This is a genomic window from Humidesulfovibrio mexicanus (assembly GCF_900188225.1).
Taxonomy (GTDB): domain Bacteria; phylum Desulfobacterota; class Desulfovibrionia; order Desulfovibrionales; family Desulfovibrionaceae; genus Humidesulfovibrio; species Humidesulfovibrio mexicanus.
Genome location: NZ_FZOC01000002.1, coordinates 65459 through 82055, shown reverse-complemented (window position 1 = coordinate 82055; position 16597 = coordinate 65459). Strand labels below are relative to the sequence as shown.

Annotated in this window: 15 protein-coding genes; 13 read left to right on the top strand and 2 right to left on the bottom strand. The window is 66.9% G+C overall.

Going from position 1 to position 16597, the window contains the following annotated elements; translation table 11 throughout:
* Positions 1–2 precede the first annotated feature (2 nt).
* The 9 genes from murD to CHB73_RS04115 all read left to right on the top strand — a co-directional run bounded on the left by murD (position 3) and on the right by CHB73_RS04115 (position 11045).
* Positions 3–1343, top strand: coding sequence for a UDP-N-acetylmuramoyl-L-alanine--D-glutamate ligase (gene murD, locus CHB73_RS04155; RefSeq protein WP_089273355.1), 1341 nt, complete (start codon positions 3–5; stop codon positions 1341–1343).
* Positions 1340–2449, top strand: a complete 1110-nt coding sequence (gene ftsW, locus CHB73_RS04150; protein ID WP_089272426.1) for a putative lipid II flippase FtsW — start codon at positions 1340–1342, stop codon at positions 2447–2449. Before murD ends, ftsW begins: the two co-directional genes overlap by 4 nt.
* Before the next feature lie 14 nt (positions 2450–2463).
* Positions 2464–3534, top strand: coding sequence for an undecaprenyldiphospho-muramoylpentapeptide beta-N-acetylglucosaminyltransferase (gene murG / locus CHB73_RS04145; RefSeq protein ID WP_179216933.1), 1071 nt, complete (start codon positions 2464–2466; stop codon positions 3532–3534).
* Positions 3535–3624: 90 nt separating this feature from the next.
* The gene (murC, locus tag CHB73_RS04140; protein WP_089273353.1) at positions 3625–4998 is read left to right on the top strand and encodes a UDP-N-acetylmuramate--L-alanine ligase; all 1374 of its coding nucleotides are present in this window, start codon (positions 3625–3627) and stop codon (positions 4996–4998) included.
* Between the two features lie 13 nt (positions 4999–5011).
* Positions 5012–5893: a UDP-N-acetylmuramate dehydrogenase gene (gene murB, locus CHB73_RS04135; RefSeq protein ID WP_089272422.1), complete on the top strand. Its 882-nt coding sequence runs from the start codon at positions 5012–5014 to the stop codon at positions 5891–5893.
* Positions 5890–6741, top strand: a complete 852-nt coding sequence (locus CHB73_RS04130) for a cell division protein FtsQ/DivIB (RefSeq protein WP_089272420.1) — start codon at positions 5890–5892, stop codon at positions 6739–6741. Before murB ends, CHB73_RS04130 begins: the two co-directional genes overlap by 4 nt.
* A 54-nt stretch (positions 6742–6795) precedes the next feature.
* The gene (gene ftsA / locus CHB73_RS04125) at positions 6796–8037 is read left to right on the top strand and encodes a cell division protein FtsA (RefSeq protein WP_089272418.1); all 1242 of its coding nucleotides are present in this window, start codon (positions 6796–6798) and stop codon (positions 8035–8037) included.
* Between the two features lie 65 nt (positions 8038–8102).
* On the top strand, positions 8103–9335 hold the full coding sequence (ftsZ, locus tag CHB73_RS04120) for a cell division protein FtsZ (protein WP_089272416.1): 1233 nt from the start codon (positions 8103–8105) through the stop codon (positions 9333–9335).
* A gap of 114 nt (positions 9336–9449) precedes the next feature.
* Positions 9450–11045, top strand: a complete 1596-nt coding sequence (locus tag CHB73_RS04115) for a radical SAM protein (protein ID WP_327438366.1) — start codon at positions 9450–9452, stop codon at positions 11043–11045.
* Between the two features lie 35 nt (positions 11046–11080).
* On the opposite strand, the gene CHB73_RS04110 is transcribed toward CHB73_RS04115, so the two are convergent.
* On the bottom strand, positions 11081–11299 hold the full coding sequence (locus CHB73_RS04110; protein ID WP_089272414.1) for an FmdB family zinc ribbon protein: 219 nt from the start codon (positions 11297–11299) through the stop codon (positions 11081–11083).
* 290 nt (positions 11300–11589) lie between these two features.
* Here CHB73_RS04110 and CHB73_RS04105 point away from each other — a divergent pair, with 290 nt between their 5' ends.
* The 4 genes from CHB73_RS04105 to CHB73_RS04090 all read left to right on the top strand — a co-directional run bounded on the left by CHB73_RS04105 (position 11590) and on the right by CHB73_RS04090 (position 16104).
* Entirely contained in the window at positions 11590–12084 is a 495-nt protein-coding gene (locus CHB73_RS04105) for a Spy/CpxP family protein refolding chaperone (protein WP_179216887.1), read from the top strand.
* A 179-nt stretch (positions 12085–12263) separates the two neighbouring features.
* The gene (locus tag CHB73_RS04100) at positions 12264–14216 is read left to right on the top strand and encodes a two-component system sensor histidine kinase NtrB (RefSeq protein ID WP_089272410.1); all 1953 of its coding nucleotides are present in this window, start codon (positions 12264–12266) and stop codon (positions 14214–14216) included.
* On the top strand, positions 14197–15618 hold the full coding sequence (locus tag CHB73_RS04095) for a sigma-54-dependent transcriptional regulator (RefSeq protein ID WP_089272408.1): 1422 nt from the start codon (positions 14197–14199) through the stop codon (positions 15616–15618). Before CHB73_RS04100 ends, CHB73_RS04095 begins: the two co-directional genes overlap by 20 nt.
* 75 nt (positions 15619–15693) lie before the next feature.
* Positions 15694–16104 carry a surface-adhesin E family protein gene (locus tag CHB73_RS04090; RefSeq protein WP_143337306.1) on the top strand — a complete coding sequence of 137 codons (411 nt, stop codon included), beginning with the start codon at positions 15694–15696 and terminating at the stop codon, positions 16102–16104.
* A gap of 87 nt (positions 16105–16191) precedes the next feature.
* Here the strand turns inward: CHB73_RS04090 and CHB73_RS04085 are convergent, their stop codons facing one another.
* Positions 16192–16596, bottom strand: a complete 405-nt coding sequence (locus tag CHB73_RS04085; RefSeq protein ID WP_089272404.1) for a hypothetical protein — start codon at positions 16594–16596, stop codon at positions 16192–16194.
* Position 16597 lies beyond the last annotated feature (1 nt).

Sequence of the window (16597 nt, the reverse complement as noted above, 5' to 3'; positions counted from 1 at the left end):
GCATGGACAGGACAGTCGGCATCTTTCAAAGTCTAAAGATTTTCGAGAATCGTCAGGCCGTTGTGGTCGGGGCGGGGGTCTCCGGATTGGCCGCGTGCCGCTTCCTGCTTTCGCTCGGCGCGCGCGTGCGGCTGGTGGACGCCAAGCCCGATCTCTCGCCAGGCGTGCTCCAGAAGGTCCATGCCGACCCCGCTTCCGTTGGCCTGACGCTTGAGGCGGGGCCGCACACTCCGGCCCAGTTCGCGGATGCGCACCTTGTGGTGCTCTCCCCCGGCGTGCCTGTGAAGAAGCTTGCCCCTGTGCTGGCGGACGTGGACCCGGCCCGCGTGGTGGCGGAGATGGAATTCGCCTCCTGGTTCCTTACCGAACCGGTCATCGCCATCACCGGCACCAACGGCAAGACCACCACGACAACCCTTGTGGGCCGCATTCTGGAAAGCGCCGGACTGTCGGTGTTTGTCGGCGGCAACATCGGCACACCGCTGTGCGACTACCTCATGGCCGAACGCGCGGCCGATGTGCTGGTCATCGAGATCTCCAGCTTCCAGTTGCAGAACTGCCGGAGCTTCGCGCCGCGCGTGGCGGCCCTGCTGAACTTCTCGGCCAACCACCTGGACTACCACGCCGACATGGAGGAGTACCTCCAGGCCAAGCTGCAGCTCTTTGCCCGGCAGGACCACGGCTGCACCGCCGTGGTGCCCGAGTCCATGCGCGCGGAGCTTGTGGCTCGCGGCTTCACCAAGGCGCGGGTGGAAGGCTTTGCCGCCGAGGACACGGACTTCGACTGCCCCGGCCTGCCCGGCGCGCACAACCGCGAGAACATCGCCGCCGCGTGGCGCATGGTGCGCCCCTTCGGCGTCACCGAGGCCCAGGCGCGCAAGGCCGTGGCCGAGTTCCACGCCCTGGCCCACCGCATCGAACCCGTTGGCGAGACCAACGGCGTGCTGTTCGTCAACGATTCCAAAGCGACCACTTTGGATTCGGTGTGCGCGGCGGTGAAGAGCTTCGGCAGGCCGGTGCGGCTGCTTCTGGGCGGTGTGTTCAAGGGGGGCGATGTCGCCTCCATGCTGCCCACGCTCACCGGCAGGGTGGCGTCCATCGGGCTCTTCGGCGCCGCGCGCGAGGTGTTCGAGCCCGTGCTCGCCCCGCATTTCCCTGTGAGCTGGGACCAGACCCTTGAAGCAGCGGTGCGCCGCCAGTTCGGCCAGGCCAAACCGGGCGACGTGATCCTGCTTTCTCCCGCCACGGCGAGTTTCGACGCCTATTCCAGCTACACCGAACGCGGCCGCGACTTCGTCCGCGTGGCCCAGGCCATCGCCAGCGAACATGGGGGTGGGCGATGAACCAGCGCCGCAACGTGCAATACTATCCCATGGATTTCTGGCTGCTGTTCTCGGCCCTGCTGCTGGCCGGGTTCGGGCTCATCATGGTCTTTTCCAGCTCCGGCATCATGGCCGAACGCTTCTTCGGCGACAAGTACCTGTTTTTCAAGAAGCAAGCGCTGTTCGCACTTGTGGGCACCGGGGTCATGATCTTCTGCGCGAGGGTGAAACGCGGCTTCTTCTTCAACCACACGTATCTGTGGGTGTTCCTGGCCGTGGCGCTCCTGGTGCTCTGCCAGGTGGTGGGCGCGGTCATCGGCGGCAGCCGCCGCTGGATACCGCTGGGCCCCTTTTCGCTGCAGCCTCTGGAGTTCGCCAAGATCGCCCTGGCCTTGTACCTGGCCTTCTTCTTCGCCAAAAAGCAGGAGCTGGTGCAGGCCAAGTCCTTCAGCGTGGGCGTCATTCCACCCTTCGCCGTCACCGGCGTGCTGTGCGGACTGCTGATGATGCAGCCCGACTTCGGCGGCGCGGCGTTCATGTGCTTCATTCTGTTCTTCATGTGCTTCGTTGGCGGCACCCGCATCATCTACTTGCTCCTTTCCGCCGCCATCAGCGCCTGGGCGGGATGGATGCTCATCGCCTCCGCCCCGTACAGGCTGAAGCGCTGGACCGCCTTCCTGGACCCCTTCGCCGTGGCCAAGGACGAAGGCTACCAACTGGTGCAGTCGCTCTACGCCTTCGGCTCCGGCAAGTTCTTCGGCGCGGGGCTTGGCGCAGGCAAGCAAAAACTCTTCTTCCTGCCAGAGGCCCACAACGACTTCATCATGGCCGTTGTGGGCGAAGAGCTGGGATTCTTCGGCATCTCGCTCATTTTCCTCCTGGTGGGCTTCATGCTCATCCGCGCCTTCCGGGTGGCCTTCCTGCAGGAGGACCTCATGGAGCGCTTCGCGGCCTTCGGCATGAGCGTCATCCTGGCCCTGGGCTTCTGCCTCAACCTGGCTGTGGTGCTGGGCACCGTGCCGCCCAAGGGCGTGCCCATGCCCTTCATCAGCTACGGCGGCAGTTCGCTGCTCGCCTCCTTCATCTGCGTCGGCATCCTGCTCAACCTGTCCAGGAGCCGCACATGAGCGCCCGCAAAAACATCACGCGGCTGGTGGTCACCACCGGCGGCACCGGGGGGCACATCTTCCCGGCCCTGTGCGTGGCCGCGGAGGTGAAGCGCCGCGCTCCCAAGGCCGCCGTGCTCTTCCTGGGCGCGTCGGGTCCGGAGGGGCGGCTTGCGGCCAAGGCCGGACTGGATTTCGCCGCCCTGCCCGCCAGCGGCGTGCTGGGTCGGGGCGTCAAGGGCGTGCTGTCGCTCTTCGGCGTTGCGCGCGGGATTGCGCTGGCCGCGCGCCAACTCAGGCGCTTCCGGCCGGAGACGGTCATCGGCTTCGGCGGATACGCGGGCTTCTGCCCGGTGCTGGCCGCAGCCCTGCTGCGCATTCCCTGCGCCGTGCACGAGCAGAACTCCGTGCCGGGCGTCACCAACCGCGTTTTGGCCAAGGTTGCCGGACGGGTGTTCGTGTCCTTCGACGACAAACGCGGCCTGTTCCCGGCGCTCAAGGTGACGCGCACCGGCAACCCCGTGCGCGCCGACATCGCCGAGGCGAAGCGCCCGGAGGCCACGAATCGCCGCAACCTGCTGGTGCTGGGCGGCAGCCAAGGGGCCAAACCGCTGAACGATGCCGTTCTGGAAGCCCTGCCCCTGCTCCAGGCCGCAGGGGTGAACCTCCTGCACCAGACGGGCGCGGCCGACGAGGCGCGCATCCGCGAGGCCTACGCCAAGGCCGGAGCAGACCCGTCCTGCGCGCACGGTTTCATCGAGGGCATGGCGCAAGCCTACGCCTGGGCCGACCTGGTCCTGTGCCGGGCCGGGGCGTCCACGATTTTCGAGCTGGCGGCCACGGGCGCGCCGTCCATTCTGGTGCCCTTCCCCCAGGCGGCCCACGACCACCAACGTGTGAACGCCGAACACTTGGCCGACCTGGGTGCGGCAGTGCTGCTGGATCAGAAGAAGCTTTCCGCCCGCACCCTGGCCGACATGGCGGCCGGGCTGCTGGACGACGCGGCGCGCCTGGCCTCCATGGGCCGCGCGGCCAGAACCTTTGCCAGGCCAGATGCCGCCAGCCGCATCGTGGACGGCCTGGAGGAGCTGTGCGCCGAGGCGTGATGCCCGGGCGCGCGGTGATGAGGAACCGTTGATATGGACGCGACGAACGAAAAACGCATCCCCGTGCCGGGACGCAGCGCCAGCCCGGCCATGTACAGCAGGGTGTCCACCGTGCACATGGTGGGCATCGGCGGGGCCGGCATGAGCGGCATTGCAGAAGTGTTGCTGAACATGGGCTTCACCGTCACCGGCTCGGACATGGCCGCGGGCGCCGCCGTGCACCGGCTCAAGAAACTCGGCGCACAGGTGTTCATCGGCCACGGGGCCGACAACGTGGGCCAGGCCGACGTCGTGGTCAAATCCACGGCCATCCAGGACGGCAATCCAGAGCTTGTGCGTGCGCGCGAGCTGTCCGTCCCCATCATCCCCCGTGCGGAGATGCTGGCCGAGCTCATGCGGATGCGCACCGGCATCGCCGTGGCCGGAACCCACGGCAAGACCACCACAACCTCGCTTTTGGCCACCATCTTCACCGAGGCCGGGCTGGACCCCACGGTCATCATCGGCGGTCGGCTCAACACCTACGGCTCCAACGCGCGCCTGGGCGAAGGCGAGTTTCTCATCGCCGAGGCCGACGAATCCGACGGCAGCTTCCTCTGCCTCTCGCCCATCATGACCGTTGTGACCAACGTGGACCGCGACCACCTGGACTACTACAAGGACCAGGCGGACATCGACCGCTCCTTCACCACCTTCATGAACGCCATCCCCTTCTACGGAGTCAACGTAGTCTGCGGCGACGACCCTGGCGTGGCCAGGCTGCTGCCGCACATCAAGCGCCCCTGCCTCACTTACGGACTGGGGCCGAAGAACCGCCTGCGCGGCGAGGTCACGGCCAGCAGCCTGCGCAGCATCTTCAGCGTGACCCTGGACGGCGAGCCCTGGGGCCAGGCGACCCTCGCCCACCCCGGCCTGCACAACGTGCTCAACTCCCTGGGCGCCATCGGCGTGGCCCTGGAAGCCGGGCTGCCCAAAGAGGCCATTCTGCAGGGGCTGGCCAACTTCGGCGGCGTGGGCAGGCGCTTCGAGCGCAAGGGCGAACGCGCAGGCGTGCTCGTGGTGGACGATTACGGGCACCATCCGGCCGAAATCAAGGCCACGCTGGACACGGCCAAGGCCTGCTACCCGGACCGCAGGCTTGTGGTGGCCTTCCAGCCGCACCGCTTCAGCCGCACGCAGGCGCTCTTCGGCGATTTCTGCACCGCCTTCTCCCAGACGGACCTGCTGCTGCTGACCGAGATCTACCCGGCCAGCGAAGCGCCCATCCCCGGCGTCAACGGCATGAGCCTGGCCCAGGGCATCAAGCAGGTGAGCAAGACCAAGGTGCGCTTCTTCCCGGACTTTGCGGGCATGGAGCGGCAGTTGAAGGAAATCCTGAAGCCCGGCGACCTGTTTTTGACCCTTGGCGCGGGCAGCATTTGGAAAATTGGCGAGAACTGGCTCAACGCGACGGAAGAAGCCTAGCAAAAGGAACCACATGGCACTTGAGCTGATCCACACCCCGCGCCTTTCCGAGCGCACCACCCTGCGCCTGGGCGGCCCCGCCCTGGCCGAGGCCGTGGCGCGCACCGAGGCCGATCTGGACCAGCTGGCGGCAGAGCTTCCGCGCCTGGGCGGCCGCCCGTTGGCCTTAGGCTCGGGCAGCAACATGCTGGCCACAGAGGGACCGCTGGACCTGACGCTGGTGCGCCCGGCCAATGTGCAGGGGCCTGTGGCCGAGCACACGGCCGTGGGCGCCCTGGTGCGGGTGGGCGCGGGCTATGGCCTGCCCCGGTTTCTTGGCTTGTGCCAGCGCATGGGGCTTTCGGGCATGGAGGGGCTTACGGGCATTCCCGGCCGCATTGGCGGAGCCGTGGCCATGAACGCGGGGTCGTACGGCGTGGAGACCGGCGCCCGCTTGACCCGCGTGCGCATGTGGACCCCGGAAGGCGGACTTGTGTGGCGGCAGGCCTCGCAATGCACATTCGGCTACCGCCGCTTCGACGCCGGTGTCGGCAAGGGTTTCAGCCTCATCTGGGAGGCGGAGTTCGCCCTCACCAACGACGACCCCGTCGCCGTGCGCGAGCGCATGGAGCAGGCCTACGCGAAAAAGCGCGCCTCCCAGCCTGTAACGGCCAAAAGCGCGGGGTGTGTGTTCAAGAATCCTGAATGCGACAGCGCGGGCAGACTGCTGGAGCAGGCCGGAATGCGGGGCAAGCGCCTGGGCGGGATGGCGTTTTCTGAAAAACACGCGAATTTCCTGGTAAACCTTGGCGAAGGCACCCCGGCCCAGGCTTTGGAGCTTCTCGACATGGGCCAGCGCGCCGTTCGGCTGCGCTCCGGCGTCACGCTTGAAATGGAAGTGGTGGTGCTCAAATGAACCTGCGGCCAAGCGGAATGCTGCGGCGCACCCAGCCCGCGCGCAAGGCGCCCGTGCGCGTCAACCGAACCCGTCGGGACGACAGGCCAAGGCTGCCCATCAACCCTGGCGGAGCGGTGAAGGGCATCATGTTCTTCCTGGTCTCGGCCCTGATTCTCGGCGTGCTCGGCACCGGCCTTATCTACGTCTACCGGGTGACCACCACCACCCCGGCCCTGGGGCTTACGGAAATCGGCGTTTCCGGAAACCTTCGGCTCACCTACGGCCAGGTGCTGGAGATCGCCGGACTGCGCCTGGGACAGAACAGCCTGGGCGTCAACGTTTCCAGGGTGGAGGCGGCACTGTCGCAAAACCCCTGGGTGGAATTCGTCACCGTGCGCCGCGAGCTGCCGGACAAGCTTTTCATCACCCTGGTGGAGCGCCACCCCTCCTTCTGGGTGCGGCAGGACGGCCAGCTCTACTTCGCCGACGCCAAGGGCGAGATCATCACCCAGCTCTCTCCGGGCGATTCGGCTTCGCTTCCCCTGCTGGAAGTGGCCCCCGGCCTGGGGGACAGGCGCGAGGAAGTCTCGGCCATGGTGGCGCGCATGAACCGCCAGGCCCTGCCCTTCGCCCTGGGGCAAATGGCCTGGGTCAAGTTCAGCGAGGCCGGACAGGTGGAGCTGTACCTCGACGCGCTGCGCATCCGTGTGCGCGCGGAGCTGACCGACTGGCAGACCCATTTTGACCGCATTGAAACCGTGTGGCGCGACCTGAAGCTGCGCGGCGAAACCGGGCGCGTGGCGGCCATAGAGGCCAGCGGCGGCAAAATTTCCGTTGAAATGAGGCAGAAGCCCGGAGCTTCCTGACGGGGAAGAATAGGGAAGCGCCGGATATCGGCGAGTCAACCAAGGGAGGAAAACATGGCCAAGAGCGACATCATCGTCGGCCTGGACATCGGCACCACGAAGATTTGCGCCGTGGTGGGCGAGGCCAAGGAAGACGGACTGGTGGACATCATCGGCGTCGGCACAAGCCCGTCCACAGGGCTTCGGCGCGGCGTGGTGGTGAACATCGAGCAGACAGTGCAATCCATCAAGAAGGCCTTGGAGGAGGCCGAGCTGATGGCCGGTTGCGAGATCCACTCGGTCTACGCCGGCATCGCCGGCAGCCACATCAAGGGCTTCAACAGCCACGGGGTCATCGCCGTCAAGGGCGGCGAGGTCACCCAGAAGGACGTGGACCGCGTCATCGAAGCGGCCAAGGCCGTGGCCATTCCGCTGGACCGCGAGGTCATCCACACCCTGCCGCAGGAGTTCATCGTGGACGACCAGCGCGGCATCGCCGACCCGCTGGGCATGGCGGGCGTGCGGCTGGAGGTCAAGGTCCACATCGTCACCGGCGCGGTCACCAGCGCGCAGAACATCGTGCGCTCCTGCCACCGCAGCGGGCTCGATGTGGCCGACATCGTGCTCGAGTCCCTGGCCTCCAGCAAGTCCGTGCTCTCCGACGAGGAGCGCGAGATCGGCGTGTGCCTTGTGGACCTGGGCGGCGGCACCACGGACATCGCCATCTTCTCCAAGGACTCCATCAAGCACACGGCGGTGCTGGCCCTTGGCGGCAACAACCTGACCAACGACATCGCCTTCGGCCTGCGCACGCCCATGACCAGCGCGGAAAAGATCAAGATCGAGCACGGCTGCGCCCTGGCCGAGATGGTCAAGGTGGACGAGGGCATCGAGGTGCCCAGCGTGGGCGGCCGCGACTCCCGCGCCATGAGCAAACGCGTGCTGGCGGAGATTTGCGAGCCCCGGTGCGAGGAGATTCTGGCCCTGGTGGACCAGGAACTCATCAAGAGCGGCTTCAAGAATCAGATCGCCGCGGGCGTGGTCTTGACCGGCGGCACCTCGCTCATCGCGGGGATGCAGGACCTGGCCGAGCAAGTCTTCGATCTGCCGGTGCGCATCGGCTACCCCGAGTACGTGGGCGGCCTCTACGACATGGTGAACAACCCCAAGTACGCCACGGCGGTGGGCCTTCTGCTCTACGGAGCCGAGAAGCGCCAGGTGCCGAACTCCGGCGGGGGGGACTTCCGGATCCGCGAGGACAACGTCTTCAACCGGATCCTGGGACGCATGAAGAAGTGGTTCGTCGACATCGCCTAAGAGGCGTTTCGATCAAGGGGAAGTTTCACGTACTGTAGCCAAAGAGCTTTTGGGAGGAGGAACCCATGGCACATTTCGAGATCGAGAACGACATGAGCGCAAAAATCAAAGTCATCGGCTGCGGCGGCGGCGGCGGCAACGCCATCAACAACATGATCCAGTCGCGCCTGTCCGGCGTCAGCTTCATCGCGGCCAACACCGATGCCCAGGATATCGAGAAGTCCCTGGCCGACCACACCATCCAGCTGGGCGGCAAGCTCACCAAGGGCCTTGGCGCCGGGGCGAATCCCGAGGTCGGCCGCAACGCCGCCCTTGAGAGCATCGACCAGGTGCGCGAGCTGGTGCAGAACACCGACATGGTGTTCATCACCGCGGGCATGGGCGGCGGCACCGGCACCGGCGCGGCGCCGGTCATCGCCCAGGCCGCCAAGGAGGCCGGGGCCCTCACCGTGGCCGTGGTCACCAAGCCCTTCTACTTCGAGGGCCGCCGCCGTATGCAGCAGGCCGACAAGGGCATCGCCGAGTTGCGGCAGGTGGTGGACTCCATCATCACCATCCCCAACGACCGCCTGCTGCAGATGGCCGCCAAAAAGGCCGGCTTCGGCACCATGCTGAAAAAGGCCGACGAAGTGCTGTATTACGCGGTCAAAGGCATCGCGGACCTCATCACCGTGCACGGCCTCATCAACCTGGACTTCGCGGACGTGAAGGCCATCATGACCAACTCCGGCCTGGCCCTCATGGGCACGGGCATCGCCTCCGGCGAAAACCGCGCCCGCGAGGCCGCGCTCAAGGCCATCACCAGCCCGCTTCTGGAGGATGTCTCCATCGCCGGGGCGCGCGGGGTGCTGTTCAACATCACCGCCAGCGAGGACATGAGCACCGACGAAATCCAGGAGGTCTCCGACCTCATCGCCAAGGAAGCCCACGAGGACGCCAACATCGTCTTCGGCGTGGTGGCCGACCCCGACGCCGGCGACGAACTCTGCGTCACCGTCATCGCCACCAGCATCGACCAGCGCGAGGCCGCGCCCAAGCCGGAGAAGGAGACCAAGCCGCTCTTGAACCCGGTTCCCGTCGCCCCCAAGCAGGGCCTGCGCCGCACCGGCACCATCGCCTCGGTCATCGCCAACTCCAACCGCGATCTGCCCGCCTTCGTGCGCGCCAACGCGGTCAAGACGGGCGACGGACGGCAAGCTTACGCCTCCATGCGCGCCATGGGCGCGGGCGAAGAGGAATTCCTCTTCGAGGATGAGGCCCTGGACACCCCGGCCTTCATCCGCCGCAACGCGGATTAGACCGTGGGCAGGCGCCCTTCCGGGGCGGAGCGGCGGCGCGAGCAGTCACGCGGTCGCCCACCCCGGCCCGGACAGGCCCCGGCCCAAACGCCGGACCTCGGCGGCCGCCTTCCCGTGGCGCTTCTGGTCCCCGGCGACGAGGGCATGGGTCTCTCGGCCCTGGGATGGCAGGTGGTGCATCGCCTGCTGTCCCAGGAGCCCGGGCTGGCCGTGGAACGCTTCTTCCTCGGCAAGGGCTTTAACGCGCCTGCCGCGCATGACAGCGGCAGGGATCTGACACTCTTCCCCTTGATGGCGGCGAGCGTCAGTTTCGAGGAGGACTTCCTCCCCCTCCTCAGGACGCTCGCCGCAGCGGGCGTTCCGCCTTCACGGGCGGAACGCCCGGACTACCCCCTGGTTCTGGTGGGAGGACCGGTGGCCTTTCTGAACCCCGCTCCGCTGGCCCCGCTGGCGGACGCCTTCTGGGTCGGCGAGGCCGAGGCCGGGCTGACGGAATTCTGCCTGGCCATGAAGCGCGCGGCCTTCGACGGTGTGCCCAAGCAGGAGTTTCTGGCCTCCGTGAAGGACATGCCGGGGCTGTACGTGCCGGGGATGAGCACGCTCCCGGTGCGGCGCGTTCTGGCGCTGGAACGGGACCGGCCGGGCCTCTTGGCCTGCCCGGCGGCATCGGGCTTCACAGGGCCGAAGGCGGCTTTTGCGGACGCCATGCTGCTGGAGATCAACCGGGGCTGTCCCCACGCCTGCCGCTTTTGCGCGGCGGGCTACATCTACCGTCCCCCGCGCCACGCCCGCATGGACGACCTGGTGCGGCTTGTGGAAGAGGCCGCCCCGCCCAAGGTCGGGCTTGTGGGCACGGCCCTTACCGACTGGCCGGACCTGCTGCCCTTTCTCCGCTGGCTGGCCGACCGCAAGACCAAATTCTCCCTGTCTTCCCTGCGGGCCGATGGCCTGGGCGAAGAATTGTTGGAATTCCTTCGCCAGTGCGGCATACGCACCATCACCCTGGCCCTGGAGGGCGCGAGCGAACGCTTGCGGCGCGCGGCCAACAAAAAGCTGGATGCCGAGGTGTTCCTTGACGCGGTGGAGCGCTGCGCCCGGCTGGGCGTGAACCACCTGCGCCTGTACCTCATCATCGGCTGGCCCTGGGAAACGGCTGAAGACTACGACGAGCTCGAAGCGTTTTTGGGGCAGGTCATGGCCGCGCGCGACCGCGGACACGGAGCCAGGACACGAGAGTTCATGCGCATCACGCTCGGGGCCAGCTGCCTGGTGCCCAAGCCCTTCACCCCCATGCAGTGGGCGCCCATGATGTCCGAGGCTGGGCTGCTGGCCGGGCAGAAGCGCCTGACTGAAATGACCCGCAAATTGCGGGGCTTGGCCTTGCACGTGGACGCGCCGTTTCAGGCGCGGCTGCAGGGCGTGCTCTCGCGTGGCGGGGAAGAGACGTTCCGGCTAGTGGAACTGGCGGCCGAGGGGGGCTGGAAAAAGGCCATGCGCCGCTTCGAAACCGAAACGGCGGACATCCTGGACCGCCAGCGCGGCGAAACCGAAGCCTTCCCCTGGGAGGTCGTGGACATCGGCGTCTCGCGCCAGCTTTTGTGGCGGGAGTATGGCCGCGCAGACCGCGCGGTGCACAGTCCCGGCTGCCCGGCGTTGGGCTGCGCGGGCTGCGGGGCGTGCGGCATGGACCGCTGGCTGGAGCAAATCTGAAATGGACTCCGCACGGGAGCCCGGACTTAGGCCCCTCAGGTAAAGCCGCCTCCGCCGCCGCACCCTCCGGTCGGTCCCATCGGCGGGGCCGAAGCGACCCCGCCGCCCACACGCACGGCGCAGGCGGACAGGCGGCGATCCGGCTTGTCCGCCCCGCACGCAGGGCAGCGCAGTTCAGCCTCGTCCTCTTGGCCGAACACCAGTTCCTCGAAAACATGGCCGCAAGCACGGCATTCATATTCAAACATGGGCATGGCGCTCACCTCCGCTTCATCTCGTCGGCCAGGAAATGGGGTCGCCAGGAGCGTCCGTCAAGCCCTGCGCGAGCAGCAATTGTGCAACATCCGCCCCTGACCGAACACAAATCGTTGTGCACGAAAGTGCACACATCTGCACAACAACCCAGACTATACCACGGTCAATCTTTGGAATAATTAACAAAATACACTTGGCACGCCCGATGCTTAAAACGAGGCAAGCACATCGCCTGCCCCGGCATTCGGACAGGTGTCACCCAAAGACCACAACCCGGAGGATTGTTCAAATGAAGAAGCGCATCATCATGCTCGTGGCCGTGGCCTCCCTGCTGGCCCTTTCCGCAGTGGCCTTCGCCGGACCGCGCGGCGGTCGCGGAGCTGGTCCGGCCCAGCCGGCCCTCAACGCGGAACAGCGCGCAACCGTGCAGAAGGTTATCGAGGACCACCAGGAAAAGCTCTACGAACTGCGCGAGAAGATCTGGGCCAAGCACGCCGAACTGCAGGCCCTGTCCAACTCCGGCAAGGCCGAGCGCAGCGACATCCAGTCCCTTGTGGCCGACATCGCCAAGCTGCGCGAGGCCATGCACAAGGAACGCCTGGCCATCAGCACCGACATTGAGAAGAAGACCGGACTCAAGGGCTATGGCTACGGCTACGGCTACCACGGCGGCTACCATCGCGGCGGCATGAGCGGCGGCATGAACGGCGGCATGGGATACGGCTGCGGCGACGACTGCGGCCCCGGCTACGGCGGCAAGGGCTACGGCCGCGGCGGCTACTAGACCTTCTTCACAACGGGGCCCGTCCCCGCGCTTTGGGCCCGCTGGGCGGTTCGGACCGGACATTCTCCGGCCGGGCCGCCCCGCCCTGCGTATGCGCGGCACGTTGACACCCGCCCCGCAAACGGCCTAGCTAGGATAACGGCCACGTCGCCCCCAGCCGCCACAAGGACCTGAAGCCCATGGAACTGCGCACCTTCAATAGGGACAAGGGGCCCATCATTCTGGCGGTGTTCGCGCTCTTGGCCGTGGGCCTGGGCAGCATGTTCCTGACCCTGCAGAGCATCCGCCGCCAGCGCGACCTTGTGGACCAGCACATGCAGCTTGCTGGCGGCGCCGTGGTGCACGGGGTGGAGGCCAACCTCATGCGGGTCATGAGTTCGCTCCGCCGCTCCCCCGACGCCGCCTCCAAATTCTTCCCCACCATCCACGAGCTCTTCCGCGAGATGACCTCCTCCGGCGATGTGGTGTTCATCGGCATCTTCGACGAGGACGGCCATCTGGTCGCCTCCTCGTCCGAAAGCGAGGCCCCGCACGACCTCATCCTGCCCGAGGAGATCATCGCCGCCCTGGAGGTGCAGGGCCGCTGGTCCGGGGCGCTGGTGTACCGCGACAAGCCCGCCATCTTTTCGGCCATTCGCGCCCGGGCCAGCCTTTCGGTGCTGTGCGAGGGCGCGCGGTTGGGTTTCCCCTGCCCACCGGAGCAGCTTTTCCCCCTGCGGGACGATGCACAGGGCGGCCCCCGCCAAGGCAAGGGGACGACAACCGAGCAGCGGCAACCCCCGCCCCTGGACCCGGAGGACGACCCCGAGGACATGCCCGGCTCGCCCTCGGTTCCAGGCATCCACCGCTCTCCGGAGGTGCCGTCCATGTTCCTTGTGGCGGGGCTCAACCCCCAGCGCCACCTGGACCAGTTCCAGGCCTACCGCCGCGCGGCCCTGCTGCAGGCAGGATACGTGTTCGGCGCGGCGAGCCTCTTGTGGGTGCTGGCCTTCGCCTACCTGCGCCGCCGCGAGCAGGCCCTGAAGGCGGCCCGGCTGGAGCGTTTCCAGTCCAAGCTTTTGGACAACATGCCCGACGGCCTGGTGACCCTCGGTCCGGACGGCTCCATCCTTTCGGCAAACGGCTCCGCCGCGCGGCTGCTGCTGGCAGACTCCGCCGCCGATTCCGCGCCTCCTCGACTCATCGGCCGCAACTGGGCGGAATTCCCCTTCGCCGGGCTCGCCGCGGGAGCGGAAGGCGCGCGCCCCTACCAGTGGCGCCAGTTCGAGCACGCCGGGCGCGTCTTGGAAATCCTCTGCCTGCCGTTGCAGGCCGATGCCTCCAGCGCGGGCGCGGGCGGGGAGCGCATGGTGCTCCTGCGCGACCGCACACGCATCAAAACCCTGGAGGACGACCTGGCCGAGGCCAAGCGCCTGGCCACCATAGGCTCCCTGGCCGCGGGCGTGGCCCACGAAATCCGCAACCCGCTGTCCTCCCTGCGCGGCTTCGCCCAGCTCTTCGCCACCAAGCTCAAGGGCCAGGAGCCGCTGGCCTCCTACGCGGCGACCATGGTGCAGGAGGCCGACCGCCTGAACCGCGTGGTGACGGACCTGCTCTTCTTGGCGCGCCCGCGCGACCTGGCCCCCGCCGAAGTGGACCTGCGCAGGTTGGCCGAGAGCTTGCGGGGCCTGCTGCGCTTCGACCTGGAGCACAGAGGCGTGACCCCGGAGCTCGACCTCCAGGTCGACACCGTCTACGCGGACGAGGACGCCCTCAAGCAGTGCCTGCTGAACCTGCTCGTCAACGCCCTGGACGCCTTGTCCCAGACCGAGGGGACAGAGCGGCGGATCACCATCTCCTCGCGCCGCAGCGACCCCGGCCAAGAGCCTTCCGGAGTCTGGATCACCGTGGCCGACACCGGCGCGGGCATGGACGAGACCGTACGCGAAAAGGCCTTCGAGCCGTTCTTCACCGACAAGAAGCAGGGCACGGGCCTGGGGCTGGCCATTGTCCAGGGCATCATGCGCGGGCACAGGGGCCGCGCCGTCATAGACTCCGAACCCGGCCAGGGGACCGCCCTGCGCCTGTTCTTCCCCGATCCCGAAGGCCGACACGGCCATGGAGACGAGAGCAATGAGCAAACCGAACAGTGAACAGCGCTCCGCCCTGGTGGTGGACGACGAGCCCGGACACCGGATGCTGGTGCGCGCCGTGCTGGAGGACGCGGGCTGGCGCGTCACCGACGCCCCCTCCGGCGAGGCGGCCCTCGCCCTGCTTGACCGCGCCCAGCCCCACGTGGCCCTGGTGGACATGAAGATGCCCGGCATGGACGGGGTGACCCTGATGCGCGAACTGCACGCCCGCATCCCGGTGCTGCCGGTGGTGCTGCTCACAGCCTTCGGCAGCGTGGGCGCGGCGGTGGAGGCCATGAAGCAAGGGGCCTTCGACTACCTGACCAAGCCGGCGGACAATGACGAACTGGCCGCCGTGCTGGAGAAAAGCTACGAGTACCGCCGCCTGGTGGACGAAAACGCCCGCCTGCGCACGGCCCTCAAGGGTGGCGTGGCCGAGTCCCTGGTGGGCGCCAGCCCAAGCATCGTGCGCGTGCGCGAGCTCATCGAGCAGGCCGGGCCGAGCGAAGCCACGGTGCTCATCCTGGGCGAATCCGGCACGGGCAAGGAACTGGTGGCCGAGGGCCTGCATCTGGCCAGCCAGCGTGCCCGCAAGCCCCTCATCAAGGTCAACTGCGCGGCCCTGCCCGCGGACTTGCTGGAGAGCGAGCTCTTCGGCTACGTCAAGGGCGCGTTCACCGGCGCGGTGAAGGACAAGCCCGGCCGCTTCCAGCTGGCCAGCGGGGGCACGCTCTTTCTGGACGAGATCGGCGACATGCCGCTGACCTTGCAGGCCAAGCTCTTGCGCGCCCTGCAGGAAAAAATCGTGGAGCCGTTGGGCGCGGTGAAACCCGTGGAGACCGACGTGCGCATCCTGGCGGCCACCAACCGCGATCTGCGCGCCGACGTGGCCAGCGGCCGCTTCCGCGAGGACTTGTACTACCGCCTGGCGGTGCTGGAGATCCAGATTCCCCCCCTGCGCGAACGCACCGGCGACCTGCCGCTCTTGGCCGGGCACCTGCTGCGCAAGCTGGGGACGAAAAACCGCAAGGAGATACGCGCCATCGCCCCGGCCTTCGTGGAGGCGCTCTCGCGCTATTCCTGGCCCGGCAACGTGCGCGAGTTGGAGAACGTGCTGGAGCGCGCGCTCATCCTCTCGCGCTCCGACACCCTGGGTCCGGAGCTGCTGCCCCCGCAAATGGCGGGACTGGCCGGGGCTGGCGCCGATGGCGCGGGCGGGGCCGGAATCGGCGTAGCGGGCGGAGGCCAGGGCGTGGCCCTCTCCCCCGGACTGCCCGCCGCCCTGGAGGACGCCGAGCGCGAGGCCCTGCGCCAGGCGCTGGACGCCTCCGGCGGGCACCGCGAAAAAACCGCCGATGCGCTGGGCATCAGCCGCCGCACGCTCCAGTACAAGCTCAAGAAGTACGGGCTGACACGGAGATAGGAGACCACAGGAGCCGTGAGCATATGCGCATATCAGTTCTTGACAGTAAAATGTTGGACTGATATCAGCTTTTATATGAAAAAAATTATCCTCTCCTCCTTTGTCGTCCTGGGGTTCGCCGCCAGCGCCTATGCTGCGGATTGGGTTCACATCGGAACAACACAAGAAGGCTCCAAGGTCTTGGTCGATAAAGAAACCATCGTCCGAAACGGTGAGTTAGTCACCTTTTTTGAGCGGACAGACTATTCTCTCAAAGCCTCGGAACGAATCAAAAAAAACAACAAACTTGATGAACTTCCCATAATCAGCAAGAGCGAAATGGCGTTAAACTGTAAGACCAAGAGCATCCAGCAACAACGTAGCCTTTTCTACAACGCCGATGGCGTTGTCATCCGTACGGAGCCCGGCGTTACCATGCAGACCGTGGTCCCTGGGACCATCGGTGAGGATGAATACAAGCATCTTTGTGTCCCAAAAATCAAATAGCGGCGACCCGCCGAATGAAAAGCCCCCCGGCAGAAGGCAGTGCCTTCCGACCGGGGGCTTTTCATTCGGGCAACGGGCGAAGCTTGGCTAGCTTCTGAGCATCCCCCACCACACCGGCCCCCAGAAGGTGGTGACCAGCACCAGCAGCCACAGGCGGCCCTTGAAGAAGTTGTAGTCGGCAAACAGCTCGTCCAGGCGCTTTTTCAACACCAGCAGGCCGAAGGCGGACTCGAAGCCAATGGTGAGCAGCGTCCAGAAGGCGCCGATGCGCATCAGCGGCCAGGTGTCCGTAAAGCCGGTGGTCACGACAAAGGGCTGCATGGCCGCGAACAGCAGCACGCACACGGCCAGCGTGCCCACCACATGCGCCCTGGCCTCGCCCAGGCGGGGCTCCAGCAGGCGCACCCGCAGCCCCCCGCAAATGACCGCGATTCCCGCGAAGCTGAGCCAGGCGCAGGCGGCGAGAACCCACACGAGCGAGGCGCGGTCCATG

Bases quoted from the DNA above. Each gene is read 5' to 3' on its own strand.
- CHB73_RS04130 (WP_089272420.1), top strand. From the start codon at position 5,890: ATGAACCTGCGGCCAAGCGGAATGCTGCGGCGCACCCAGCCCGCGCGC.
- murB (WP_089272422.1), top strand. From the start codon at position 5,012: ATGGCACTTGAGCTGATCCACACCCCGCGCCTTTCCGAGCGCACCACC.
- CHB73_RS04095 (WP_089272408.1), top strand. From the start codon at position 14,197: ATGAGCAAACCGAACAGTGAACAGCGCTCCGCCCTGGTGGTGGACGAC.
- ftsW (WP_089272426.1), top strand. From the start codon at position 1,340: ATGAACCAGCGCCGCAACGTGCAATACTATCCCATGGATTTCTGGCTG.
- murD (WP_089273355.1), top strand. From the start codon at position 3: ATGGACAGGACAGTCGGCATCTTTCAAAGTCTAAAGATTTTCGAGAAT.
- ftsA (WP_089272418.1), top strand. From the start codon at position 6,796: ATGGCCAAGAGCGACATCATCGTCGGCCTGGACATCGGCACCACGAAG.
- murC (WP_089273353.1), top strand. From the start codon at position 3,625: ATGTACAGCAGGGTGTCCACCGTGCACATGGTGGGCATCGGCGGGGCC.
- CHB73_RS04110 (WP_089272414.1), bottom strand. From the start codon at position 11,299: ATGCCCATGTTTGAATATGAATGCCGTGCTTGCGGCCATGTTTTCGAG.
- CHB73_RS04090 (WP_143337306.1), top strand. From the start codon at position 15,694: ATGAAAAAAATTATCCTCTCCTCCTTTGTCGTCCTGGGGTTCGCCGCC.
- ftsZ (WP_089272416.1), top strand. From the start codon at position 8,103: ATGGCACATTTCGAGATCGAGAACGACATGAGCGCAAAAATCAAAGTC.
- CHB73_RS04105 (WP_179216887.1), top strand. From the start codon at position 11,590: ATGAAGAAGCGCATCATCATGCTCGTGGCCGTGGCCTCCCTGCTGGCC.
- CHB73_RS04100 (WP_089272410.1), top strand. From the start codon at position 12,264: ATGGAACTGCGCACCTTCAATAGGGACAAGGGGCCCATCATTCTGGCG.
- CHB73_RS04085 (WP_089272404.1), bottom strand. From the start codon at position 16,596: ATGGACCGCGCCTCGCTCGTGTGGGTTCTCGCCGCCTGCGCCTGGCTC.